Source organism: Cognatilysobacter xinjiangensis (genome assembly GCF_014651995.1).
Lineage (GTDB): Bacteria > Pseudomonadota > Gammaproteobacteria > Xanthomonadales > Xanthomonadaceae > Cognatilysobacter > Cognatilysobacter xinjiangensis.
Genome location: NZ_BMXY01000002.1, coordinates 208,316 through 230,029, shown reverse-complemented (window position 1 = coordinate 230,029; position 21,714 = coordinate 208,316). Strand labels below are relative to the sequence as shown.

Annotated in this window: 23 protein-coding genes; 15 read left to right on the top strand and 8 right to left on the bottom strand. The window is 71.1% G+C overall.

Features of this window, described 5'->3' with window-relative positions; translation table 11 throughout:
* Positions 1-33: 33 nt before the first annotated feature.
* The 11 genes from cutA to purH all read left to right on the top strand — a co-directional run bounded on the left by cutA (position 34) and on the right by purH (position 10,498).
* Positions 34-357 carry a divalent-cation tolerance protein CutA gene (gene cutA / locus IE066_RS09590; RefSeq protein ID WP_189449286.1) on the top strand — a complete coding sequence of 108 codons (324 nt, stop codon included), beginning with the start codon at positions 34-36 and terminating at the stop codon, positions 355-357.
* Positions 350-2,620 carry a protein-disulfide reductase DsbD domain-containing protein gene (locus tag IE066_RS09585; RefSeq protein ID WP_189449285.1) on the top strand — a complete coding sequence of 757 codons (2,271 nt, stop codon included), beginning with the start codon at positions 350-352 and terminating at the stop codon, positions 2,618-2,620. The genes cutA and IE066_RS09585 overlap by 8 nt, the downstream gene beginning before the upstream one ends.
* Positions 2,617-3,207 carry a TlpA family protein disulfide reductase gene (locus IE066_RS09580; protein ID WP_189449284.1) on the top strand — a complete coding sequence of 197 codons (591 nt, stop codon included), beginning with the start codon at positions 2,617-2,619 and terminating at the stop codon, positions 3,205-3,207. The genes IE066_RS09585 and IE066_RS09580 overlap by 4 nt, the downstream gene beginning before the upstream one ends.
* 94 nt (positions 3,208-3,301) lie before the next feature.
* Positions 3,302-3,769, top strand: coding sequence for a type II 3-dehydroquinate dehydratase (gene aroQ / locus IE066_RS09575; RefSeq protein ID WP_189449283.1), 468 nt, complete (start codon positions 3,302-3,304; stop codon positions 3,767-3,769).
* Between the two features lie 61 nt (positions 3,770-3,830).
* Entirely contained in the window at positions 3,831-4,307 is a 477-nt protein-coding gene (gene accB, locus IE066_RS09570) for an acetyl-CoA carboxylase biotin carboxyl carrier protein (protein ID WP_189449281.1), read from the top strand.
* A 103-nt stretch (positions 4,308-4,410) separates the two neighbouring features.
* The gene (accC, locus tag IE066_RS09565; RefSeq protein WP_189449279.1) at positions 4,411-5,778 is read left to right on the top strand and encodes an acetyl-CoA carboxylase biotin carboxylase subunit; all 1,368 of its coding nucleotides are present in this window, start codon (positions 4,411-4,413) and stop codon (positions 5,776-5,778) included.
* A gap of 63 nt (positions 5,779-5,841) precedes the next feature.
* Positions 5,842-6,525 carry a hypothetical protein gene (locus tag IE066_RS09560; protein ID WP_189449277.1) on the top strand — a complete coding sequence of 228 codons (684 nt, stop codon included), beginning with the start codon at positions 5,842-5,844 and terminating at the stop codon, positions 6,523-6,525.
* Between the two features lie 7 nt (positions 6,526-6,532).
* Entirely contained in the window at positions 6,533-7,450 is a 918-nt protein-coding gene (gene prmA / locus IE066_RS09555; protein WP_189449275.1) for a 50S ribosomal protein L11 methyltransferase, read from the top strand.
* Positions 7,451-7,558: 108 nt separating this feature from the next.
* The gene (locus tag IE066_RS09550; RefSeq protein WP_229790768.1) at positions 7,559-8,428 is read left to right on the top strand and encodes a DUF3426 domain-containing protein; all 870 of its coding nucleotides are present in this window, start codon (positions 7,559-7,561) and stop codon (positions 8,426-8,428) included.
* A gap of 109 nt (positions 8,429-8,537) precedes the next feature.
* Entirely contained in the window at positions 8,538-8,825 is a 288-nt protein-coding gene (gene fis, locus IE066_RS09545) for a DNA-binding transcriptional regulator Fis (protein WP_189449273.1), read from the top strand.
* A gap of 74 nt (positions 8,826-8,899) precedes the next feature.
* The gene (gene purH / locus IE066_RS09540) at positions 8,900-10,498 is read left to right on the top strand and encodes a bifunctional phosphoribosylaminoimidazolecarboxamide formyltransferase/IMP cyclohydrolase (RefSeq protein WP_189449271.1); all 1,599 of its coding nucleotides are present in this window, start codon (positions 8,900-8,902) and stop codon (positions 10,496-10,498) included.
* 63 nt (positions 10,499-10,561) lie between these two features.
* On the opposite strand, the gene IE066_RS09535 is transcribed toward purH, so the two are convergent.
* Positions 10,562-12,016, bottom strand: coding sequence for an alanine/glycine:cation symporter family protein (locus IE066_RS09535; protein ID WP_229790767.1), 1,455 nt, complete (start codon positions 12,014-12,016; stop codon positions 10,562-10,564).
* 97 nt (positions 12,017-12,113) lie between these two features.
* Here IE066_RS09535 and purD point away from each other — a divergent pair, with 97 nt between their 5' ends.
* Positions 12,114-13,406 (top strand): phosphoribosylamine--glycine ligase, encoded by a 1,293-nt coding sequence (gene purD, locus IE066_RS09530; RefSeq protein WP_189449270.1) that lies wholly within the window; start codon positions 12,114-12,116, stop codon positions 13,404-13,406.
* A 6-nt stretch (positions 13,407-13,412) separates the two neighbouring features.
* Here purD and IE066_RS09525 read toward each other — a convergent pair whose 3' ends face one another.
* The 7 genes from IE066_RS09525 to IE066_RS09495 all read right to left on the bottom strand — a co-directional run bounded on the left by IE066_RS09525 (position 13,413) and on the right by IE066_RS09495 (position 20,284).
* Positions 13,413-15,323, bottom strand: coding sequence for a hybrid sensor histidine kinase/response regulator (locus tag IE066_RS09525; RefSeq protein WP_189449268.1), 1,911 nt, complete (start codon positions 15,321-15,323; stop codon positions 13,413-13,415).
* Positions 15,320-16,186 carry a sensor histidine kinase gene (locus IE066_RS09520; protein WP_189449266.1) on the bottom strand — a complete coding sequence of 289 codons (867 nt, stop codon included), beginning with the start codon at positions 16,184-16,186 and terminating at the stop codon, positions 15,320-15,322. The genes IE066_RS09525 and IE066_RS09520 overlap by 4 nt, the downstream gene beginning before the upstream one ends.
* A complete protein-coding gene (locus IE066_RS09515) occupies positions 16,183-17,175 on the bottom strand; it encodes an ATP-binding protein (protein ID WP_189449265.1) in 993 nt (330 codons plus the stop codon). The genes IE066_RS09520 and IE066_RS09515 overlap by 4 nt, the downstream gene beginning before the upstream one ends.
* Positions 17,175-17,576: an anti-sigma regulatory factor gene (locus tag IE066_RS09510; protein ID WP_189449264.1), complete on the bottom strand. Its 402-nt coding sequence runs from the start codon at positions 17,574-17,576 to the stop codon at positions 17,175-17,177. The genes IE066_RS09515 and IE066_RS09510 overlap by 1 nt, the downstream gene beginning before the upstream one ends.
* Complete coding sequence (locus IE066_RS09505) at positions 17,573-17,944, bottom strand: STAS domain-containing protein (RefSeq protein WP_189449263.1); 372 nt, start codon at positions 17,942-17,944, stop codon at positions 17,573-17,575. Before IE066_RS09505 ends, IE066_RS09510 begins: the two co-directional genes overlap by 4 nt.
* A 1-nt stretch (position 17,945) precedes the next feature.
* Positions 17,946-18,800: an STAS domain-containing protein gene (locus IE066_RS09500; protein ID WP_189449262.1), complete on the bottom strand. Its 855-nt coding sequence runs from the start codon at positions 18,798-18,800 to the stop codon at positions 17,946-17,948.
* Between the two features lie 119 nt (positions 18,801-18,919).
* Entirely contained in the window at positions 18,920-20,284 is a 1,365-nt protein-coding gene (locus tag IE066_RS09495; RefSeq protein WP_189449261.1) for a M28 family metallopeptidase, read from the bottom strand.
* Positions 20,285-20,398: 114 nt separating this feature from the next.
* On the opposite strand from IE066_RS09495, the gene IE066_RS09490 reads away from it, so the two are divergent.
* From IE066_RS09490 to IE066_RS09480, 3 genes are all read left to right on the top strand, one after another.
* Positions 20,399-20,794: a group III truncated hemoglobin gene (locus IE066_RS09490; protein ID WP_229790766.1), complete on the top strand. Its 396-nt coding sequence runs from the start codon at positions 20,399-20,401 to the stop codon at positions 20,792-20,794.
* 148 nt (positions 20,795-20,942) lie between these two features.
* Complete coding sequence (gene rnk, locus IE066_RS09485) at positions 20,943-21,356, top strand: nucleoside diphosphate kinase regulator (protein WP_189449258.1); 414 nt, start codon at positions 20,943-20,945, stop codon at positions 21,354-21,356.
* 12 nt (positions 21,357-21,368) lie between these two features.
* Positions 21,369-21,671 carry a hypothetical protein gene (locus IE066_RS09480; RefSeq protein ID WP_189449257.1) on the top strand — a complete coding sequence of 101 codons (303 nt, stop codon included), beginning with the start codon at positions 21,369-21,371 and terminating at the stop codon, positions 21,669-21,671.
* Positions 21,672-21,714 lie beyond the last annotated feature (43 nt).

Here is a 21,714-nt window from a genome sequence, read left to right as displayed (position 1 = left end):
GGCCCGCGGCGGCGCGGCCGGTAGAATCGGGCCATGGCCGCCGTCGTCATCCATTGCACCTGCCCCGACGCGACGACGGCCGAGCGCATCGCGACCGCGCTCGTCGGCGAACGCCTGGCGGCCTGCGTGCAGCAGCTTCCCGGGCTGCGCTCGACCTACCGCTGGCAGGGCCGCGTCGAGCACGCCGGGGAGATTCTTCTGCTGATCAAGACGGCCGCCGATCGCACCGCCGCGGTGTTCGAGCGCGTGCGTGCGCTACATCCCTACGACGTGCCCGAACTGCTCGCGCTCGACGCGCGCGATGGCACGCCCGACTACCTCGACTGGGTGATCGCCCAGAGCCGTGACGATGCCTGACTTCCTGCGCCGCCTCGTGCGGCATCTCGCGCCGCTGCTGCTGGCTGCGCTTGCCCCCTCGGTCCATGCCATCACCCCCGACCAGCTGCCGCCTGTCGACCAGGTGTTCGTGCCCAGCGCGCGTTACGCGGATGGCGCGATCGAGGTGCGCTGGACGATCGCCAAGGGCTACTACCTCTATCGCCATCGGACCTCCGTGCAGGCTGATGCGGGCTTCGACGCCGAGCCGCTGCAGTTGCCGCGCGGCGACGCGCATCGCGACGAGTTCTTCGGCGACGTCGAGACCTACCGCGGCGAGCTGGTCGGCCGGCTGCCCGGCACCGTTCGCGCTGCGCGCACGGTGCTGACGGTCAAGTACCAGGGCTGCGCCGACGCCGGGGTCTGCTATCCGCCGCAGACGCGCCGCATCAGCGTCGCGCTGCCCGAGGCCGAGCCGGCGCCCGCGACCGCGCTGTCGCCGTTCGCCCGCGCCCGCGGCGCCGCGGCTGGCATGGACGCCGCGCCGCTGCCGGCCGACGACGCGTTCCGCTTCGAGGCGATCGCCGGCGACGCGCGTTCGGTGCTGGCGCGCTTCGCCGTCGCGCCGGGCTACTACCTCTACCGCGACCGCAGCACGTTCCGGCTCGACGACGCGTCGCGGCGCGCGGGCTTCGCGCTCGGCAAGCCACGCTGGCCGCAGGCGCGCGCGCATCGCGACGAGCATTTCGGCGATGTAGCCGTGTACTTCGACCCGGTCGATCTCGTGCTGCCGATCACGCGTGACGCGGGTGCGGCGCGGAAGCTGACGCTCATCGCGCGTTTCCAAGGCTGCCAGACCGACGGCATCTGCTATCCGCCGATGGAGCGCAGCGTCACGCTGGACCTCCCGGCCGCGACCGCAGCCGCAGTGATTTCGACGCCGTCGGCCACGACGGTACCGCCGACGACGCCCACCGCGTCGCCCGAAGCACCGGTCGAAGCCGCGGCGACGGCTTCCTCGACGAACGATGGCAGGACCCCGCCGCCCGCCGCCGCCGTGCCGCGCGAAGGCCCGCCCGCCGGCCGCGCGATCGCGCCCGGCGGCGCGCTGTCGGCGCTGCTGCTGGCCCTGCTGGGCGGCCTCGTCCTCAACCTGATGCCCTGCGTGCTGCCGGTGCTCTCGCTCAAGGCGCTGTCGCTGGCGGAGTCCGGCGCGCCCAGCGTCGCGCGCCGCCATGCACTGGGCTACACCGCGGGCGTGGTGCTGAGCTTCCTGCTGCTGGGCGGCTTGGCGCTCGCGCTGCGGCACGCGGGCCGCGCACTGGGCTGGGGCTTCCAGCTGCAGGAGCCGGTGGTCGTCGCTGCGCTCGCGCTGCTGATGTTCGCGCTGGGCCTGAGCCTGTCGGGCCTGTGGTACGCGGGTGGTCGCTGGACCGGCGCGGGCCACGGCCTCACCCAACGCAGGGGCATCGCCGGCGACTTCTTCACCGGCGTGCTGGCGGTGATCGTCGCCACGCCCTGCACCGCGCCCTTCATGGGCGCAGCGCTCGCCTGGGCCTTCCTCGCGCCGACGCCACTGGCGCTGGCGGTATTCGTCGCGCTCGGCGTCGGCCTCGCACTGCCCTTCATCCTGATCGGCCTGCTGCCCGGGCTTGCCGCGATGCTGCCGCGCCCGGGCATGTGGATGGAGACGCTGAAGCAGGCGCTCGCGTTCCCGCTCTACCTCACCGCCGCATGGCTGGTGTGGGTGCTGGGCCGCCAGCGGGGCCCGGACGCGATCGCCTGGACGCTCGCCGCCGCCGTCGCCGTTGCCTTCGCTGCCTGGGCCTGGACGCGCACGCGCGATCGTCAGCGCGCCTGGGGCGTGGTCGCGCTGGTGATCGGGCTCGCCGGCGTCGGCGCCTCGCTCGTGACCGTGCATCGCCTGCCGCGCGCGGCCGCGACGACGTCGAGCCACGCCACCGAGCAGGTGTCCTTCGACGAGGCGCGCCTCGCCCGATTGCGCGGCGAAGGCCGGGTGGTCTTCGTCAACATCACCGCCGACTGGTGCGTGAGCTGCAAGGCGAACGAGCGCACCGTGCTCGGCCGGCCCGGATTCGGCGAGGCGCTGCGCGCGGCCGATGCGATCTACATGGTCGGCGACTACACCGATGTCGACCCGGGCCTGACCGCCTTCCTGCAGCGCCACGGTGCGGTCGGCGTGCCGCTCTACGTCGTGTATCCGCGCCGCGGCGAGCCGATGGTGCTGCCCACGCTGCTCACGCCGTCGATCACCGCCGACGCGCTGCGGGCCGCCGCGAAATGAGGACGCGCACCGTGGTTGCGGTGGCGGTCGTCGCCGGGTTGCTCGGCGTGGCGGCGAGCCTCGCGGTCGACCGCAGCTGGCTCGCCCGCACCCGCCTCGGCCAGGCGATCCTGCAGGCGGGACCGACCGACGCCGCCGGTCCGGTCGCGCGCGTCGGCGAGCGGCTGCCCGCGATCGCGCTGCCCACCCTGGACGGAGAAACCCGGCATCTGGCCGACCTTGCCGCCGGCCGGCCGCTGCTGGTGAACTTCTGGGCCAGCTGGTGCCGCCCCTGCCTCGAGGAAATGCCGGCGCTCGATGCCTTCGCGCGCCGACAGGGCGCGAACGGCGTGCAAGTGGTCGGCATCGCGCTGGACGAGGCCGACGCCGTGCGCAGTTTTCTCGACGCGCGCCCCGTCGGCTACACGGTACTCGTCGACAGCCCGGGCCCGGCCGATTCCAGCGTGCGCCTCGGCAATGCCCGTGGCGTGCTGCCCTACAGCGTGCTGGTCGGCACCGACGGCCGCATCCTGAAGCAGTGGGCGGGCCCCTTGGAGCCCGACGACCTCGACGGCTGGGCCCGCGAGGCGCGCCCAACGCGCGATTGAAATTTCGCCCAACGTCGGCGATACGGTAGCGAACGTCTGGACAGCCTTTCCAGCAGGGCGCAGACTGCCCGGCCTCGACGTCGGAACTGCCGCCATGGCGAAGCTGCTGGTCCTGCATGGCCCGAACCTCAACCTGCTCGGCGAGCGGGAGCCGGGCATCTACGGCAGGACCTCGCTGGCCGCCATCGATCGCGCGCTCAAGCTCGACGCCGAATCGCACGGGCACACGCTGGACTCGATGCAGTCGAACGCCGAGCACGAGCTCATCGACCGCCTGCATGCCGCGCGTACCGACGGCACCGCGTTCCTGATCATCAATCCCGCCGGGTTCACGCATACCAGCGTGGCCCTGCGCGACGCCATCGCGGCGGTCGACCTGCCCTTCATCGAAGTGCACCTGTCCAACCCGCATGCGCGCGAGCCGTTCCGCAAGCACAGCTACTTCAGCGACGTCGCGATGGGCGTCATCGCCGGCTTCGGCGCCGACAGCTACCGGTTCGCGATGGACGCCGCGCTGATCTGGCTGGACAAGCGCGCCGCGGCGCAAGCCAACCGTTCCTGATCCACCGAGATCGACGGCGATCCCGCCGCGATCGAACCCGTATCCCACCACGAGGCCCGACATGGACCTGCGGAAAATCAAGAAGCTGATCGACCTGCTCGAGGCGAGCAACCTTTCGGAAATCGAGATCAAGGAAGGCGAGGAAACGGTGCGTCTGGCGCGCACGACGTCGCGCCCGGTCGAGTTCGCCTATGCGCCGCAGCCGATGCAGGCCCCGCAGCAGCAGGCCGCGCCGATGCCGATGGCCAGCCCGGTCGAGGCCGCCACCGGCGGCAGCGCCAAGGCCGGCGTCGACCTGCCCGACGGCCACGTGGTGCGCGCGCCGATGGTCGGCACGTTCTACGCCTCGCCCTCGCCGGACAAGCCGGCATTCGTCAGCGTCGGTCAGTCGGTGAAGGCCGGCGAGACGCTCGCGATCATCGAGGCGATGAAGATGTTCAACCCGATCGAAGCCGACGTCTCCGGCACCGTGCTCAAGGTGCTCGTCGAGAACGGCCAGCCGATCGAGTTCGACCAGCCGCTGTTTGTGATTGGGTGAGCAGGAGCTTTCCGGCGGCACTGCCGCCGGCCTGCGAACGCCCTTCGGCCGTGCGGCCGAAGGGCCGGACGTTCCCACTCTCCCAGACGCACTGGACTCTTCCATGCTCGACAAAGTCGTAATCGCAAACCGGGGCGAAATCGCGCTGCGCATCCTGCGCGCGTGCCACGCGCTCGGCATCCGCACGGTCGCCGTGCATTCCACTGTCGACCGCAACCTCAAGCACGTGGCGATGGCCGACGAATCCGTCTGCATCGGCCCGGCGCCGTCTGCCCAGAGCTACCTCAACATGGCGCAGATCATCGCCGCCGCCGAGGTCACCGACGCGCAGGCCATCCATCCCGGCTACGGCTTCCTCAGCGAGAACGCGGACTTCGCCGAGCGCGTCGAGCAGTCGGGCTTCATCTTCATCGGCCCCAAGGCCGACACGATCCGCCTGATGGGCGACAAGGTCGAAGCCATCCGCGCGATGAAGGCCGCGGGCGTGCCCTGCGTGCCCGGCAGCGGCGGCCCGCTGGGCGACGACGCGGCCGAGAACGTCAAGATCGCGCGCGAGATCGGCTATCCGGTGATCGTGAAGGCCGCCGGCGGTGGTGGTGGCCGCGGCATGCGCGTGGTGCATACCGAGGCCGCGCTCGTCGCCGCGATCCAGACGACCAAGCAGGAAGCCAAGGCCGCGTTCGGCAACGACATGGTCTACATGGAGAAGTTCCTGGAGAACCCGCGCCACGTGGAGATCCAGGTGCTCGCCGACGGCCAGGGCAATGCCATCCACCTCGGCGAGCGCGACTGCTCGATGCAGCGCCGCCACCAGAAGGTGGTCGAGGAAGCGCCGGCGCCGGGCATCACGCCGGAGCTGCGCGCGGAGATCGGCAAGGTCTGCGTCGAAGCCTGCATCCGCATCGGCTACCGCGGCGCGGGCACGTTCGAATTCCTGTTCGAGAACGGGCGGTTCTATTTCATCGAAATGAACACCCGCATCCAGGTCGAGCACCCGGTGACCGAGCTGGTCACCGGCATCGACCTGGTGACCGAGCAGCTGCGCATCGCCGCCGGCGAGAAGCTGCGCCTGAAGCAGGAGGACATCGTCCTCGAAGGCCACGCGATCGAATGCCGCATCAACGCGGAAGATCCCGAGACCTTCATGCCCTGCCCCGGCCTGATCCAGCATTTCCATGCGCCGGGCGGCCCGGGCGTGCGCGTCGACAGCCACATCTACGAGGGCTATCGCGTGCCGCCGAACTACGACTCGATGATCGGCAAGCTCATCGTGCACGGCCCCACGCGCGAGATCGCGATCGCGCGCATGCGCGTGGCGCTGAACGAGATGGTCGTCGACGGCATCAAGACGAACATCCCGCTGCAGCAGCGCATCCTCGGCGACGCCGGCTTCCAGCAGGGCGGTCAGAACATCCATTACCTCGAGAAGCGGCTCAAGGAGCAGAAGGAGAAGGCGATCTCGATCGTCTGACCCATGCCACCGCCGCGCGAACCGCGGCCTATCCTCCAACCTTCCAACCATCGGATCGACGCAATGAACAAGGGAACTGTCCTCGCCTCCGCCCTGCTGCTCACCGCCGCCCTCGCCGGCTGCAAGAAGCACGACGACGCGCAGGCCGACACCGCCACACCCGCCGCCGACGCGGCGCCCGCCGCGCAGCCCGCGCCCGCCACGCCCGCGCCGGCCGACAACGCGAGCGCGCCGACCGACGAGGCCAAGGCCAGGCTCGACTACGCGACGATGGAAGACGGCTACATCAACGATGCCAATGCGCAGTGGGCGGTGTCGGCGAAGGCCAGCACGTCGTTCGGTGAGGCTAACGAAGCGCCGGCCGATTCGCAGGACCAGAACACGCCGTGGCAGACCACCGGCGCGGTCAACGGCAAGACCTGGACCAACAACCAGCAGGACATCGGCTTCGACTGGCTGCAGCTCGACTACGAGCGCCCGGTGTCCGCCACGGCGGTGCGCGCGGTGTTGAACGACGACGCCGTCGAATCGATCGCGAAGGTCGAGCTGATCGGCACCGACGGCGCCGCGCACACGGTGTGGAGCGGCGTGAGCGATACCAAGGAAGACGAGCGCGGCCCGCGCACCTGGTTCGTGCGCACGTTCGACGCCACGCCGTATCCGGTGAAGTCGGTCAAGCTCACCTTCGCCAACAACGTGAAGTCGGGCTACAAGGAAGTCGACGCCGTGCAGCTGGTCGGCAAGTAAGCCGCGCATGCCCTTCCTCGAACTCTCGCTGCCCTGTACCGAACAGCAGCAGCCACGTTACGAGCGCGCGCTCGAGGACGTCGGCGCGCTCGCGGTGACGCTGGTGGACGCGCATGCCGATGCGCCCGACGAGCAGGCCATCTTCGAGCCCGGGGTCGGCGAGCAGCCGCTGTGGGGCGAAATGGTGCTGACCGCGCTGTTCGAAGCCGGTACGCCGCGCGACGGGCTCATGCTGGCGCTGCACGCGACGGACGAAGGGCTCGACTGGTCGCGCGCCTCGTTCCGCGACGTCGAGGACCAGGACTGGGAACGCGCGTGGATGGACCAGTACGAGCCGCTGAAATTCGGTGCGCGTACGTGGATCGTGCCGTGGAACCACGAACTGCCCGAGGGCGCTGATGCGCCGGACGCGGCGGTGGTGCGCCTCGATCCCGGCCTCGCCTTCGGCAGCGGCACGCATCCGACCACCGCGCTCTGCCTGCAGTGGCTCGACGCGCTGGCGAACGACGGCGTGCTGGACGGCGCGCGCGTGCTCGATTTCGGCTGCGGCTCCGGCATCCTCGCGCTCGCCGCGCTGAAGCTCGGCGCGGCCGACGCGGTCGGCGTCGACAACGATCCGCAGGCGGTCACCGCCACGCTCGACAACGCCGAGCGCAACGGCGTGGGCGATCGCCTCGCCGTGTACCTGCCGCAGGACGAGCCGGCCGCGACCTATCTGGTCGTCGTCGCCAACATCCTCGCTACCGCGCTGATCGACCTGCGCGACGTGATCGTGGCGCGTTGCGCGCCGGGCGCGGTGCTCGCGATGTCCGGCATCCTGGCCGGGCAGGAGGACGACGTCATCGCCGCCTATGCCGACGCGTTGGACGACGTGCAGGTCGAACGCATCGAGGACTGGGTGCGCGTGAGCGGCCGCCGGCGCTGACCAGTGCCCGGCAGGCCGCGCGGCATGATGGCGGCGCCGGCCTGCCCGATGCGCGGAGCCCTGTGAACCACGTCGCATTCCCGCCGCTTGGCGTGGTGGAATAGCCGCATGTTCAAGCCCTGCCCCAACTGCGGCTTCCTGGTCGCCCTGATCGCCGGTCGCGAGGCCAGCCAGCGCTGCCCGCGTTGCGGCAGCGCGCTGCTACTGGACGGCGAGGTGCTCGAGCCGGCGGACGACACGCCACGCCGTCGCCGCCGCGACCTGCCACGCGACGAGGCGCCGGCGTCTCCGGTCGTCGAACCACGTATCGAAGCCGAGCGGGCGCCTGTCGCCACGGATGCATACGACGCAAGCGACGCCGCGCCGCCGGTGGCTGCAATGCCGATGTCGCCCTTGTCGGCACCGAGCGATATCGATGCCGGCCCCGCCACCGGGATTCCCGAACCGGAAGCGCAGCGCGAGCCGCGCCACGACGGCCCGAGCTTCGCGCGCCGCCGCGAGAACGTGTCGCGCGAAGGCGGCCGCCGCTGGCCCTGGGCGTTGGCACTCCTGCTGCTGGCGCTCCTGCTCGCGCTGCAACTCGTGCTCGCGCAACGTGTCGAGCTTGCACGCGATGCGCGCTGGCGCCCCGTCGTCCTGCGCGTATGCACCGTGCTCGGCTGCGAGGTGCCGGCCTGGCACGAGCCGCGCGCCTACCGGATGCTCAGCCACACCGTGCGGCCCGCGCCCGGGCGCGGCGGCGTGCTGCATGCCAGCACCACGGTGCGCAACGACGCGCACTGGCCGCAGCCGCCGCCGGTAGTCGTGCTGAGCCTGTCCGACGTCGACGGCCGCCTGCTCGGTGCGCGCGCCCTCGCCCCTGCGGAGTACGGCCGCCGCATCGACGCACTGGTGCCGCCCGGCGAGAGCATCGACATCGCCTTCGACGTGCGCGAGCCCGTGGGCCGCGTCGAGGCCTACGACTTCCAGCTGCAGTAACGCCGTTCGTCCGCAGCCACGCCGGTGCGTCGCGTCGCCGGGCCGCGCGCGACGTCGACCGGCTAGACTCCCCGTCCGCCCGCACCGGACCGTGGGCAAGAACGACACCATGAGCGCCGCCGCGTCCGACGTCACCTCCAACATCACCGACATCCGCCCGGCGCGCGTTCCGCTGCGCGACCACGTGGCGGTGTCGATCCGGCGCTTCCTCGGCGACCTCGGCGGCTGCGACACCAGCGAGCTGTACGAGATCGCGCTGCGCGAGCTCGAGATCCCGCTGTTCCAGGAAGTGCTGCGCCACTGCGACGGCAACCAGAGCCGCGCCGCGCAGCTGCTGGGCATCCATCGCGCGACGCTGCGCAAGAAGCTGCGCGAATACGGGCTGGCGCAGGGCTGATCGCGCGTCGCGCGGAAAGGCCGCCTGCAGCGCGCCGGTATAATTCGCGCTTCTCCCACGCCTCCTCGCCCGCCATGACCGCTGCCCTGAACGGCCCGTCGGTGAAGCTCCGCCGTGCCCTGCTGTCCGTCTCCGACAAGACCGGCCTCGTGCCGCTGGCGCAGGCGCTCGCGCGCCACCGCGTCGAGCTCGTCTCCACCGGCGGCACCGCGAAGGCGCTGCGCGATGCGGGCCTTGCGGTGCGCGACGTCAGCGAGCTCACCGGCTTTCCCGAGATGATGGACGGGCGCGTCAAGACGCTGCACCCGATCGTGCACGGCGGCCTGCTCGGCCGCGCGGGCACGGATGACGCGGTGATGGCCGAGCACGGCATCGGCGCGATCGACCTGCTGGTGTTGAACCTCTATCCGTTCGAGAAGGTTTCGGCCGATCCGGCGAGCACCATGGACGAGATCGTCGAGAACATCGACATCGGCGGCCCCGCGATGCTGCGCTCGGCGGCGAAGAACTTCGCGCGCGTGGCGGTGGCGACCGATTCGGCGCAGTACGACGCGATCGTCGCCGAGCTCGATTCGAACGACGGCGCGCTGTCCGGCGCCACGCGCTTCTCGCTGTCGGTCGCCGCGTTCAACCGCGTTTCGCAGTACGACGCGCGCATCAGCGATTACCTGTCCTCGATCACCGCGGTCGGTGACGACGGCCGCGCCAAGCGCTCGACCTTCCCGCAGCAGAGCAACGGCAGCTTCGTGAAGGTGATGGACCTGCGCTACGGCGAGAACCCGCACCAGCAGGGCGCGTTCTACCGCGACCTCTGGCCGGTGCCGGGCACGCTGGCGACGTTCACCCAGCTGCAGGGCAAGGAACTCTCCTACAACAACCTCGCCGACGCCGACGCGGCCTGGGAATGCGTGCGCCAGTTCGAGGGCAACGCCTGCGTGATCGTCAAGCACGCGAACCCGTGCGGCGTGGCCGAGGCGGCGGACATCGCGACCGCCTACGAGCTCGCCTACGCGACCGATCCGACTTCCGCCTTCGGCGGCATCATCGCGTTCAATCGCCCGGTCGACGGCGAATTGATGAAAACGATCCTCGACCGCCAGTTCGTCGAGGTGCTGATCGCCCCGGACTATGACGAGGCCGCGCTCGCCTACGGCCGCAAGAAGGCCAACGTGCGCGTGCTGCGCATCCCGCATGGCGACGGCCGCAATAACGTCGACATCAAGCGCGTCGGCTCGGGGCTGCTGATGCAGACCGCCGACATCCGCGAGGTGACGCGCGACGAGCTCAAGGTCGTCACCCGTGTGGCGCCGACGGAGGCGCAGCTGGCCGACCTGCTGTTCGCCTGGCGCGTTGCCAAGTACGTCAAGTCGAACGCCATCGTCTATGCGAGGGACGGCCGCACCGTCGGCGTCGGCGCGGGCCAGATGAGCCGCGTGTACTCGGCACGCATCGCCGGCATCAAGGCGAACGACGCGGGCCTGGTCGTGCCGGGTTCGGTGATGGCCAGCGACGCATTCTTCCCGTTCCGCGACGGCATCGACGCGGCGGCCGAGGCCGGCATCAAGGCGGTGATCCAGCCGGGCGGCTCGATGCGCGACGCCGAGGTGATCGCGGCGGCCGACGAGCACGGCCTCGCGATGGTGTTCACCGGCATCCGCCACTTCCGCCACTGAGGCGCGCGGGCCCGAAGAAGAAACGCCACGGCTTGCCGTGGCGTTTTTCGTTGCGACGTTGGCTCAGCGATTCCGCGGCCGCCATATCTCCGTGTCCACGCCGTCCGCCAGCGACGGATGCTCGGCGATCACGAACTCGGGCGTGCGGCCTGCCGCGAGTTGCGCGTCGTAATCGCGCGTCAGCCGCACCACCACACCCGAGAGCAACAGGATCGCGACGAGGTTGATGGTCGACATGATCGCCATCGAGGCATCCGCCGCGTCCCAGACGATCTGCACCTTCGAGTACACGCCCCAGGTGATCACGCCGAGCGTCACCAGCCGCAGCACGAGCAGCCCGATGCGGCGCCCGCCGAGGTAGAGCAGGTTGTTCTCGGCGTAGGAGTAGTTGCCGATGATGGTGGTGAAGGCGAAGAAGAACAGCGCGATCGCCACGAACACGGTGCCGGCGCCGCCGAAGAACACGGTCATCGCGCGCTGGGTGAGCAGCACGCCGTCGGCGGCGTCGAGCGGCACGCCCGACAGCAGGATCACGAAGCCGGTGGCGCTGCAGACCAGCAGCGTGTCGATGAACACGCCCAGCGACTGCACCAGCCCCTGGCTGGCCGGATGGTGCGGCACCGGCGTGGCGGCCGCGGCGATGTTGGGCGCGCTGCCCATGCCGGCCTCGTTCGAGTAGAGCCCGCGCTTCACGCCCTGCAGCATCGCCGCGGTGATGCCGCCGAGCACGCCGCCCGCGGCCGCGTCGAGCCCGAACGCATTGCGCAGCACCAGCGACAGCACCCCCGGCACGCGGTCGATGTGCGTGACCACCACCCAGCCGGCGAGGCCGATGTAGCCCAGCGCCATGATCGGCACCACCCACTCGGAGAAGCGCGCCACCGAACGCAGGCCGCCGAAGATGATCGCCGCGGTCAGCAGCACCAGCGCGATGGCGATGACGCCCTGCCCCAGCCCGAACGCGGCGCCCGCCGACTGCGCGATCGCGTTGGCATGCACGCTGGAGAAGATCGCGCCGTAGCTCAGCAGCAGCGACAGCGCGAAGGCGAGGCCCATCCAGCGCTTTTTCAGGCCGCGCTCCATGTAGTACGCCGGGCCGCCGCGGTACTGGCCGCTCTCGTCGCGCACCTTGTAGAGCTGCGCGAGCGTGCTTTCGGCGTAGGCGGTGGCCATGCCGAGCGCGGCCGTGCACCACATCCAGAACAGCGCGCCCGGCCCGCCGAGGCCGATCGCGATGGCGACGCCCGCGATGTTGCCGGTGCCCACGCGCGAGGCGAGGCTCGTGCACAGCGCCTGGAACGGCGAGATGCCGCTGGCGTCGCCGCCGGTGCCGCGCGCGATCACTCGCAGCATGTGCGGGAAGCGCCGCAGCTGGATGCCGCGCAGGCGCACGCTGAAGTACAGGCCGACGGCGAGCAGGCCATAGGTCAGCACGTAGTTCCAGAACACCGTGTTGACCAGGCCGACCGGCGGCCCCAGCACGGTTTCGATGATCGACGGGCCGCTGGCCATGCGCATTCCAAGCTTGTGCGAGGGCCGGCGATGCTAGCAGCCGGTCGATCGCGGAGAAGTGCTCCCGTAAGATGCGGCGTTTCGCAAGCGTTGGATTACCGGCATGAAGGTTCTGGTCATCGGTTCCGGCGGCCGCGAGCACGCGCTCGCCTGGAAGCTCGCGCAGTCGCCGCGCATCTCGCAGGTGCTCGTCGCCCCCGGCAATGCGGGCACCGCGCGCGAGTCGAAATGCCGCAACGTCGACGTGCGCGCCACCGATATCGACGGCCTGCTCGCACTGGTCGAGCGCGAGGGCGTGACCACCACCATCGTCGGCCCCGAGGCGCCGCTGGTCGCGGGCGTGGTCGACCGCTTCCGCGCCGCCGGCCACCGCATCTTCGGGCCCACCGCCGCCGCTGCGCAGCTGGAAGGCAGCAAGGCCTTCGCCAAGGATTTCCTCGCCCGCCACGGCATCCCGACCGCGCACTACGCGGTGCACGACGACGTCGAGAGGGCGCTGGCCCACGTGCGGGAGATGGGCGCGCCGATCGTCATCAAGGCCGACGGCCTCGCGGCCGGCAAGGGCGTGGTCGTCGCGATGACGCTGGAGGAAGCCGAGGCCGCCGTGCGCGACATGCTCGCCGGCAACGCGTTCGGCGACGCCGGCTCGCGTGTCGTCATCGAGGAATTCCTCGACGGCGAGGAAGCCAGCTTCATCTCGATCGTCGACGGCAGGACCGCGCTGCCGATGGCCACCAGCCAGGACCACAAGCGCGTGTTCGATGGCGATACCGGTCCCAACACCGGCGGCATGGGCGCGTATTCGCCGGCGCCGGTGGTGACGCCCGAGGTGCACGCGCGCGTGATGCGCGAGATCGTCGAGCCCACCGTGCGCGGCATGGCGGCCGACGGCGTGCCGTTCACCGGCTTCCTCTACGCGGGGCTGATGATCGACGCGAGCGGCGCGCCGAAGGTCATCGAGTTCAACGTGCGCTTCGGCGACCCCGAAACGCAGCCGGTGATGCTGCGCCTGGCCAGCGACCTGCTCGACCTCGTCGATGCCGCCATCGACGGCCGCCTCGACGGCGTGCAGGCCGAGTGGGATCCGCGCGCCTCGCTCGGCGTGGTGATGGCGGCGGCGAACTATCCCGACGCGCCGCGCACCGGCGACGTCATCAACCAGTGGGACGTGCCCGAGGAACCGGGCAGCAAGGTCTTCCACGCCGGGACGAAGCTGGTCGGCGAGCACGTGGAAACCGCGGGCGGCCGCGTGCTGTGCTGCTGCGCGCTGGGCGACACGGTCGCCGAGGCGCAGCGCCGTGCGTATGCGCTGGTGGCTGGCATTTCCTGGGACGGCGAATTCCACCGCCACGACATCGGCTGGCGCGCGATCGCGCGCGAGCGCGAGCGCGGCTGAGCCGGCTCAGCCGGCCACGCGCGCGGCCGCCAATGCGTTGAGCTCTTCCAGCAGGTCGAGCTCGCGCACCGGCTTGACCAGGTGCCGATCGAACCCGGCTGCGCGCGAACGCTCGTGGTCGGTTTCCTGGCCGTAGCCGGTCAGTGCGACGAACACCGCGTCGGCCCAGCGCGGATCGTCGCGCAGGTGCTCGGACAACGTGTAGCCGGTCATGCCCGGCAGGCCGATGTCGAGCACGAACGTATCGAAGCGGGCTTCCGGGTCGCGGGCGACGGCCAGCGCGGTATCGGCGTCGTGCGCCACGTGCACGCGATGGCCGGCCAGCCGCAGAACCTCGGCCAGCGTGGCCGCGGCATCGGCGTTGTCGTCCACCAGGAGCACGTCGCGCGCCTCGAAGCGGCGGCCCGACAGGCTGCGCTCGGGCACCGGGGCGGCGGCGTCGCTGCCCAGCGGAAGGCTTACGGTGAACGTACTGCCCGCGCCTTCGCCCGGGCTCGCGGCCTCGACCCGACCGCCGTGCAGCTTGACCACGCTGCGCACCAGCGCGAGGCCGACGCCCAGCCCGCCCTGCGCGCGGTCGGGCGTGCGCTCGGCCTGGGTGAACAGCTCGAAGATGTGCGGCAGCAGCGTCGCGGAGATGCCCACGCCGCTGTCGTGCACGCGGATCACCGCGGCGTCGCCCATGCGTTCCAGCGCGAGCGAGATCCGCCCGCCCGGCGGCGTGTACTTGGCCGCGTTGTTCAACAGGTTTGCCACTACCTGCACCAGCCGCGTGCGGTCGCCGTCGACCACCACGGGTGTGTCGGGCACCACGACCTCGAACGCATGGCCGCGCGATTCCAGCAACGGGCGCACCTGCTCGACCGCCTGCTCCAGCACCGGACGCAGTTCGAGCGGCAGGCGCTCGAGCTCGACCAGCCCGCGCGTCACGCGCGAGACGTCCATCAGGTCGTCGACCAGCTCCTTCATGTGACGCACCTGCCGCACGATCACGCCGCTGGCACGATCGACGACGGTCGCGTCGCCGGGCGCCATCTGCAGCAGCTTGGCGGCCGAGCTGATCGGCGCCAGCGGATTGCGCAGCTCGTGCGAGAGCAGCGCGAGGAAGGAATCCTTGGCGAGACTGGCCTCCTCGGCCTGTCGGCGCGCGCTGCGCTCGCTCTCGAACAGGCGTTCGCGCTCGACTTCCAGCTGGTGCTTGGTCGTCGTGTCGACCACGATCAGAAGGCGCGTGCCGTCGTCGAGCGCGGCGATGCGGCAGTCGAGATAGACCGCGCGATCGGCGCGCGACAGCGTGACCACCGTGGGCTCGCGGCTTCCGTCCACCGCGGTCGCGCATTGCGCGATCACGTCCTGCAGGCGCTCGCGCAGCGCGGCCTCGCCATCGCCCTCGCCGGTGTCGAAGATGCGGTGCATCTCGGTGTTGCTGTCGCGCAGCGCGCCGTCGTCGGACACCAGCGCGATGCCGACCGGCGCGGTGCGGAAGATCGCCTCGAAGCGCTCGCGCGAGCGCATCTCGGCGTGCTCGGCCGCACGCGCGCGCAGCAGCGCGTTGATGGTCGCCACCAGCACGCCGGGTTCCACCGGATGCGTGAGGTAGGCGTCTGCGCCCGACTCCAGGCCGAGGATCTTGTCCTCGTCGCGCAGGCGCTGCGCCGAGAGGTGGATGACCGGCACGCGTGCGTTGAGCGCGCCCGCGCGCAGGCGCCGGCAGACCTCGAAGCCGTCGATGTCGGGCAGGTTGACGTCCAGCACCACGGCGCCGCAGCGCGACGCGAGCTCGATGGCATGCTGGCCGCTGGTGGCCTCGATCACTTCCACGCCCGCGGCGCGCAGGATGCGCGCGGTCGAGTAGCGCGTGGAATTGGTGTCGTCGACCACCAGGATGGGGCGCTCGACCTTGATCTGGCCGATCACGGCATGTCCTCCTCGCTGCCCTCCGGGACGGCCGGCGGCACGCACGGAAGGATCGCATGGAAGGTGGAGCCCACGCCCGGCGTGCTCTCCACCTCGACGCGCCCCCCCAGCAGCTCGGCGAAGCGCCGGCACAGCGACAGACCGAGGCCGGTGCCGCGATGGCTGCGCGCCGAGCGCAGCTGCACGAAGTCCTCGAACAGGTGGTCGAGATCCTGCGGCGCGATGCCGACGCCGGTGTCGGCGACGGAGAAGCGGATCATCGCCTCGCCCTCCTTCCGTGCCGACACGATGATCGAGCCCTGCTCGGTGAACTTGTACGCATTGGAGATGAAGTTGCGCAGGATCTGCGCGACCTTCTGGTTGTCCGAGAACATCGCCGGCACGCCGACCGGCTCCTCGAACACCACCGCGACCTCGCCGCTGGTGGCGATCGGGCGGAACATGCCGCGCAGCGCCGAGAACAGGTCGATCAGCTCGAACCAGTCGGGCGAGATGGTGATGCGCCCGGCCTCGACCTTGGCGAGGTCGAGCAGGTCGTCGACCATCTCGCTCAGCTCGCCCGCGGCCTGCTGGATGAAGCCGACCTGGCGCTCCTGCTCGGGCTCGAGCGGGCCGTCGAGGCGGTCGAGCAGCAGCCGCGCCATGCTCTGGATCGACACCAGCGGCGTGCGGAACTCGTGGCTCATGTACGACAGGAACCGGCTCTTGAGCTCGGAAACCTGCCGCAGTTCCTCGGCCTGCTGGTCCAGTTCGGAATACAGCGCGAGCACGCCGTTGTTGGTCTCGGCGAGTTCGGCGTTGAGCGCCTCCACCTGCGCCCGCGCGGCCGCGAGATGCGCTTGCAGCTCCGACAGCTCGTTCATGCCGCCTCTCCTGTTTCGACCACGAGCACCGTGGCGTCGTCGCGCACGCGCCAGGCGTCGCGGAACAGCGCCGCGGCGATCACCTGCGGATGGCGCGAGCGCAGGCCGGCATGGGTGCGTATCGACCAGCGCGAGCTCAGCCCGTCGCTGTGCATGACCACCAGCGAGCGTCGCGGCGCGTCGATGCGCTGCTCGCGCACCGCCGGGCAGGCGGCGCCGAGCGTGCCGTTCTGGCTGGCCAGCCCGCGCCCGTCCTCCAGCCCGACCACCGACACCGCGACGTTGCCCACGCCGGCGTGCACGAGGCTCGCGGCACCCGCGTCGTAGGCGACGATCGAGGCGGCGGCGCCGCGGCCGGCGCGGCTGCGCTCGTGCGCCAGCGCGAGGCAGTGCGCCGGCGATTCCGGCAGCGCCGCGTGCTCGCGGGCCACGATGTCGGAGGCGCGCGCGGCCTCGGCGCCGTGGCCGAGCCCGTCGACCACGGCGGCCGACCAGCCGCGCGGCGTGGGCAGGAACTGCCAGCGGTCGCCGCTTTCCAGCTCGCCGCGGATGGCCAGCGCGACCGAGCCGCGGCGCGGGCCGGGCATCGTGCCCAGCCGCGCGAACAGCACGCTGCCGCGCGCATCGGAATACGCATCGAACAGGGTGGCGACGCGACGCACGGCGCCGAGGCCGGTGCCGCTGGTGCCGCCGGTCGAGAAGCCGTCGCGGAAGCAACGCTCCAGGTCCATGCCGGGCCCCTGGTCGACGGCGACGACGTCGATCACCGCCGAGTCGCCCTCGCCTTCGGCGCGCAGGAACAGGCGGCCCTGGCGGGCGTGCTTGAACAGGTTGGTGGCGAGTTCCACCACCACCAGCCCGAGCTGCCCGGCGCGGGTGTCGTCGAGCCCGGCGTATTCGGCCAGGCGTGCGGCCATGCGGCGCGCCGCGCCGACCTGGGTGGCGTCGTCGATCTCCGCCACCTGCCAGAGCCCGGTGTCCGCGTCCATCACTTCCACCGGGTGATGACCACCCGCGTGCCCTCGCCCGGAACGCTGTGCAGTTCGAAGTCGTTGACCAGGCGCCGCGTGCCCGTCAGGCCCAGCCCCAGGCCATTGCCCGAGGTCCAGCCGTCGGTCAGCGCGAGCGCGAGGTCGGCAATGCCGGGCCCCTGGTCGACGAAGGCGAGGCGCAGGCCGGTGCGCGGGCCGTCGTGCACGATCTCCCATTCCATGTCGCCGCCGCCGCCGTAGACCAGCGCGTTGCGCGCGAGCTCGCTCGCGGCGGTGACCATTTTGGTCTGGTCGACCAGCGAGAACTTGAGGTGCAGCGCCTGCTGCCGGACATGCTGGCGCGCGAGCACGATGTCCTGCTCGCTGCGCAGCGGAAGCGTTCCGGAGGTCGCGCTCATTCGTTGCCGTCCGCAGGCCGTTCCGCCTGCAGCAGCGCGAGTCCCTTCTCGACGTCCAGTGCGGTCTTGACGCCCGGCATCGCCACGCCGAGTTCGACCAGCGTGATCGCGACCGCCGGCCGCATGCCTACCACCACCGTCGCGGCGTCGAGCACGCGGCTCATCGCCGAGGTGTCGGCGATCAGGCGGCCGATGAAGGAATCGACCATCTCCAGTGCGGAGATGTCGATCACCACGCCGCGCGCGCCGGTGCGCTCGATCATGCGGGTGAGGTCGTCCTGCAACTGCAGCGCGATGCGGTCGTGCATGTCGACCTGGATGGTGACGAGCAGCACGTCACCCATGCGCAGGATGGGGATGCGGTCCACGTCAGGCGCGCACGGTCTTGGCGACCGACAGGCCGGTGCGCGTGAGCGCGAGCGCCAGCGCATCGGCCAGGTTGGCCTTGGTGGTGACGTTGCCGAGGTCCACGCCGAGGTGGACGATCGTCTGCGCGATCTGCGGACGCACGCCGCTGATGATGCATTCGGCGCCCATCAGGCGGATCGCCGTGACCGTCTTGATCAGGTGCTGCGCGACCAGCGTGTCCACGGTGGGCACGCCGGTGATGTCGATGATCGCGATCGCCGAGCCGGTGTCGGCGATGCGCGTCAGCAGCGTCTCCATCATGGTCTGCGTGCGGGCCGAATCGAGCGTGCCGATGATCGGCAGCGCCAGCACGCCGTCCCACAGCTTCACCACCGGGGTGGACAGCTCGAGCAGCTCGGCCTGCTGGCGCTCGATCACCGCTTCGCGCATGCGCTGGAACGCGCCCACGCAGCGCAGCGCGAGCTTGTCGACGAGCTGCGTCGCGTCCCATAGCGCGTCGGCCAGTGCGGCGGGCTCGGCGCGATCGCGCAGCCGCGCGAACACCGGGCGCTTGAGCGAGAGCACGAAGGTCGCGGTTTCCTCGGCGTTGAAGCCCTGCAGCACGCGGTCGCGGGCGAACTCGTCGAAGAAGCGGTCGAGCACCGCGAAGTCGGCCTGCGTGGTGCCGTCGGCGCCGGTGGAGACGGCCTGCGCGAGATGGTCGAGCATCTCCGCGCCGCGGGCGCCGAGCTCCTCCTTGGTGACCCGTCCGCGCAGCGCGCTGGCGGTCTGCTCCAGCTCGTGACGCCAGTCGTCGAGGATGGCGGGCTTGTCCTGGCGGATGACGTCGGGCAGCAGAGAAGCTGGGTGGGCCATGGCGCTTTCGAGGCTGGAAAGAGCGCCCGAAGTTACCACGCGGCCCGCCAAGCGGCCGTAGTCGTCCGGTGACGCCGCCGGGGCGCCGGCGGCGTGCTTCGATCGCTCGCCAGGCGGCTTCAGTAACCGCCGAAGCTGCCCGCCGCGCCGGGGAACACCACCGGGCTTTCGGTGCCGTCCTTCGCGACCGCGGCGACGCCGAAGAAGTAGTTGTCGATGACGGTGTTCTTCAGCGTGTACGCATCGACGTTGCCGACCCAGCGCGAATGCGTCCACGTCGGCTCGGTGGTGAGACGCCAGTACACCTTGTAGCCCGCGAGGTTCGGCGCCTGTTTGGCCGTCGGGCGCGTCCATTTGAGCGTGGTGTCGGCGGTCACCGCGCCTTCGATCTTCACGCTGGCCGGCGGCGGCGGCGCCCAGGCCATGCCGGCCAGGCTCACCGCATTGAGCGCGGTGAGCTTGGCGGCATAGGCGAAGTCCACGCCTTCGATGGTGTCGCCGTAGACGCGGCCGTTCTCGGTGCGCAGGTCCTGGTGCTGGCGGTCGTAGTTCTCGTTGGTTTCCATGACGCGCACGCCCGGATATCCGGCCTCGTTGAACGGGCGGTGATGGCCGCCGCGGCCGAAACGGTCGAGGCGGTAGACCATCATCACGTCCAGATTGGGCACGTAGCCCGCCATGCGATCGATGTAGCGCGCGAGGTTGCGCGAGGGCGAGTCCATCTCACCGCCCTCGAAGCGGCGCTGCTTCGCCTCGTCGGCCGTCTCCACGATGCGCGTGCCCTCGGAGAACACGCGCGCCGTGGTGTTGTCGACCACGCCGGTGAGGCCGGCCGAGTTGCCGATCATGTCGTTGTTGAGCACGGCCTCGATGCGCCAGCCGTTCTTCCTCGCTTCCGCGGCGACGAATCGGCCGCCGAACAGCCCCTGCTCCTCGCCCGAGAGCGCCGCGTAGACGATCGAGCCGAGGAACCGGTACTTCGTCAGCACGCGCGCGGCCTCCAGCGTGCCGGCCATGCCCGAGGCATTGTCGTTGGCGCCCGGCGCGTCGGCCGTCGCGTTCATGACGTCGGTGACCCGCGAATCGATGTCGCCGCTCATCATCACGTAGCGGTCCGGGTCGGACGTGCCGCGCTGAATCGCGATCACGCTGGTGACTTCGAGCGGACCGGGAATGCGCGGCTCGCCCTGCACGGTGCCGCGCACGTAGCGCACTTCGAGGCAGCCGCCGCAGGCCTTCGAGATGCGCTCGAATTCGTCGTGGATCCAGCGCGTGGCCGCGCCGATGCCGCGCGTTTCCGAGGTCTGGTCCGACAGCGTGTGGCGCGTGCCGAACGACACCAGCTTGCGCACGTCGGCCTCGATGCGCGCAGCGCTGGGCGCGGTGCCGATGTCGTACAGGTCCGCCTTGTCGGCGGGCGGCGCGGCCTGCGCCAGGGCGAGCGTGGGCATCAGGCAGGCGAGGAACAGGGGCGAGCGGCGCATGCGGACCTCCGGAAGGCAGGCGGCGAGCGTAGCAACGGCAGCCGCGGCGATGCGTGTCCGACGTCGGGCGCGGCGTCCATGCGTGGTACAGCGCACCGGCGGACAATGGACGCCATGAGCGAGACCACCCTTACCGAAGCCGACATCGCGCGCGTCGTCGACCGTTTCTACGAGGCCGTGCAGGCGCATCCCACCCTCGGCCCGGTATTCAACCCGGCCGTGCACGACTGGCCCGACCACAAGGCCACGCTGGTGCGCTTCTGGTCGTCGGTGCTGCTGGGCAGCGCGAGCTACCGCGGGCGGCCGATGGCCATGCACCGCCCGCACCCGATCCGCGCCGAGCACTTCGCCGATTGGCTGGCGCTGTGGGAATCGACGGTGCGCGCCGAACTCGCCCCCACCGATGCCGAACTCGCGCTCGACCATGCGCGCCGCATCGCGCGTAGCCTGATGTACGGCATGGGCATCGACGGCACGCGCCGGCCGCTGGGCCTGCCGATGGTCGGCTGACACGCACCTGGCACATGCGGCCTCCCCACGGCCGTGCCGAGAGGCCGTGCGGCGACGTCGAGCCTTGCATCCGGCGACATGGGCGGAGTACGGTTCCCCCACAGTGGGCCCGGTCAGCACCGGGCCCTTTTTCACATGGAGACCCGCGATGAATTCGCAGACCACGCCCCGCCTGATCATGTCGGCACGCGACGCGCGACGCCTGGAGGCGCTGATCGCGAGCCCCTCGGCCGCCGGCAACGAGACCGCGGAACTGCTGGGCGAGGAGATCGCGCGCGCCGAGCTGCGCGAGCCGCAGGACATGCCGCCCGACGTGGTGACCATGAATTCCAGCGTCACCGTGCTCGACGAGAGCACCGGGGCCGAGCGCACCGTGCGCGTGGTCTACCCGAACGAGACCGGCGGCGCGGACAGCGTGTCGGTGCTCGCGCCGGTGGGCGCGGCGCTGCTGGGCCTGCGCACGGGCGATGCGATCGACTGGCCGATGCCGGGCGACCGTACCGTGCGCCTGCGCGTCACCGGCGTGCTGTACCAGCCGGAGGCGGCCGGCCTGCCCGAGTGACGCCGGGGCGCGATGCTCGTCGAATGCTGGAAGCGGCTGGCGGCGGCACTGCCGCAACGGGTGCAGGGCACCGTGGGGCCCGAGGGCGTCTGCGCCTGGCGCCGCGCGGGTGAGCGGCGCTGGACGGCGCGCCTGCGCCTGAGCCCGTGGTCGACCGTCGGCCATGCGCCGACCGAAGTGCCGCTGGACATCGAATGGGAGGCCTCCCCGGCCGCGCTGCGGCGCCTGCAGCGGCGCTGGAGGCCGGGTGCGACCGTGCGCCTGTGGGTGCGCATCCGCGCGGGCCGGTTGGAGGCGCGACTGCTGCGGCCCTGATCTCGCTGCAGCCATTCGCACGCACGCGGCGACGACACCGTTT

What these genes read in the sequence shown, in the direction of transcription:
- IE066_RS09535 (WP_229790767.1), bottom strand. Translation starts at nt 12,016, where the DNA reads ATGCGCATGGCCAGCGGCCCGTCGATCATCGAAACCGTGCTGGGGCCG.
- IE066_RS09500 (WP_189449262.1), bottom strand. Translation starts at nt 18,800, where the DNA reads ATGGCCCACCCAGCTTCTCTGCTGCCCGACGTCATCCGCCAGGACAAG.
- purD (WP_189449270.1), top strand. Translation starts at nt 12,114, where the DNA reads ATGAAGGTTCTGGTCATCGGTTCCGGCGGCCGCGAGCACGCGCTCGCC.
- IE066_RS09520 (WP_189449266.1), bottom strand. Translation starts at nt 16,186, where the DNA reads ATGAACGAGCTGTCGGAGCTGCAAGCGCATCTCGCGGCCGCGCGGGCG.
- cutA (WP_189449286.1), top strand. Translation starts at nt 34, where the DNA reads ATGGCCGCCGTCGTCATCCATTGCACCTGCCCCGACGCGACGACGGCC.
- IE066_RS09495 (WP_189449261.1), bottom strand. Translation starts at nt 20,284, where the DNA reads ATGCGCCGCTCGCCCCTGTTCCTCGCCTGCCTGATGCCCACGCTCGCC.
- accC (WP_189449279.1), top strand. Translation starts at nt 4,411, where the DNA reads ATGCTCGACAAAGTCGTAATCGCAAACCGGGGCGAAATCGCGCTGCGC.
- fis (WP_189449273.1), top strand. Translation starts at nt 8,538, where the DNA reads ATGAGCGCCGCCGCGTCCGACGTCACCTCCAACATCACCGACATCCGC.
- IE066_RS09490 (WP_229790766.1), top strand. Translation starts at nt 20,399, where the DNA reads ATGAGCGAGACCACCCTTACCGAAGCCGACATCGCGCGCGTCGTCGAC.
- IE066_RS09585 (WP_189449285.1), top strand. Translation starts at nt 350, where the DNA reads ATGCCTGACTTCCTGCGCCGCCTCGTGCGGCATCTCGCGCCGCTGCTG.
- accB (WP_189449281.1), top strand. Translation starts at nt 3,831, where the DNA reads ATGGACCTGCGGAAAATCAAGAAGCTGATCGACCTGCTCGAGGCGAGC.
- purH (WP_189449271.1), top strand. Translation starts at nt 8,900, where the DNA reads ATGACCGCTGCCCTGAACGGCCCGTCGGTGAAGCTCCGCCGTGCCCTG.
- IE066_RS09515 (WP_189449265.1), bottom strand. Translation starts at nt 17,175, where the DNA reads ATGGACGCGGACACCGGGCTCTGGCAGGTGGCGGAGATCGACGACGCC.
- aroQ (WP_189449283.1), top strand. Translation starts at nt 3,302, where the DNA reads ATGGCGAAGCTGCTGGTCCTGCATGGCCCGAACCTCAACCTGCTCGGC.
- prmA (WP_189449275.1), top strand. Translation starts at nt 6,533, where the DNA reads ATGCCCTTCCTCGAACTCTCGCTGCCCTGTACCGAACAGCAGCAGCCA.
- IE066_RS09560 (WP_189449277.1), top strand. Translation starts at nt 5,842, where the DNA reads ATGAACAAGGGAACTGTCCTCGCCTCCGCCCTGCTGCTCACCGCCGCC.
- IE066_RS09510 (WP_189449264.1), bottom strand. Translation starts at nt 17,576, where the DNA reads ATGAGCGCGACCTCCGGAACGCTTCCGCTGCGCAGCGAGCAGGACATC.
- rnk (WP_189449258.1), top strand. Translation starts at nt 20,943, where the DNA reads ATGAATTCGCAGACCACGCCCCGCCTGATCATGTCGGCACGCGACGCG.
- IE066_RS09480 (WP_189449257.1), top strand. Translation starts at nt 21,369, where the DNA reads ATGCTCGTCGAATGCTGGAAGCGGCTGGCGGCGGCACTGCCGCAACGG.
- IE066_RS09550 (WP_229790768.1), top strand. Translation starts at nt 7,559, where the DNA reads ATGTTCAAGCCCTGCCCCAACTGCGGCTTCCTGGTCGCCCTGATCGCC.
- IE066_RS09580 (WP_189449284.1), top strand. Translation starts at nt 2,617, where the DNA reads ATGAGGACGCGCACCGTGGTTGCGGTGGCGGTCGTCGCCGGGTTGCTC.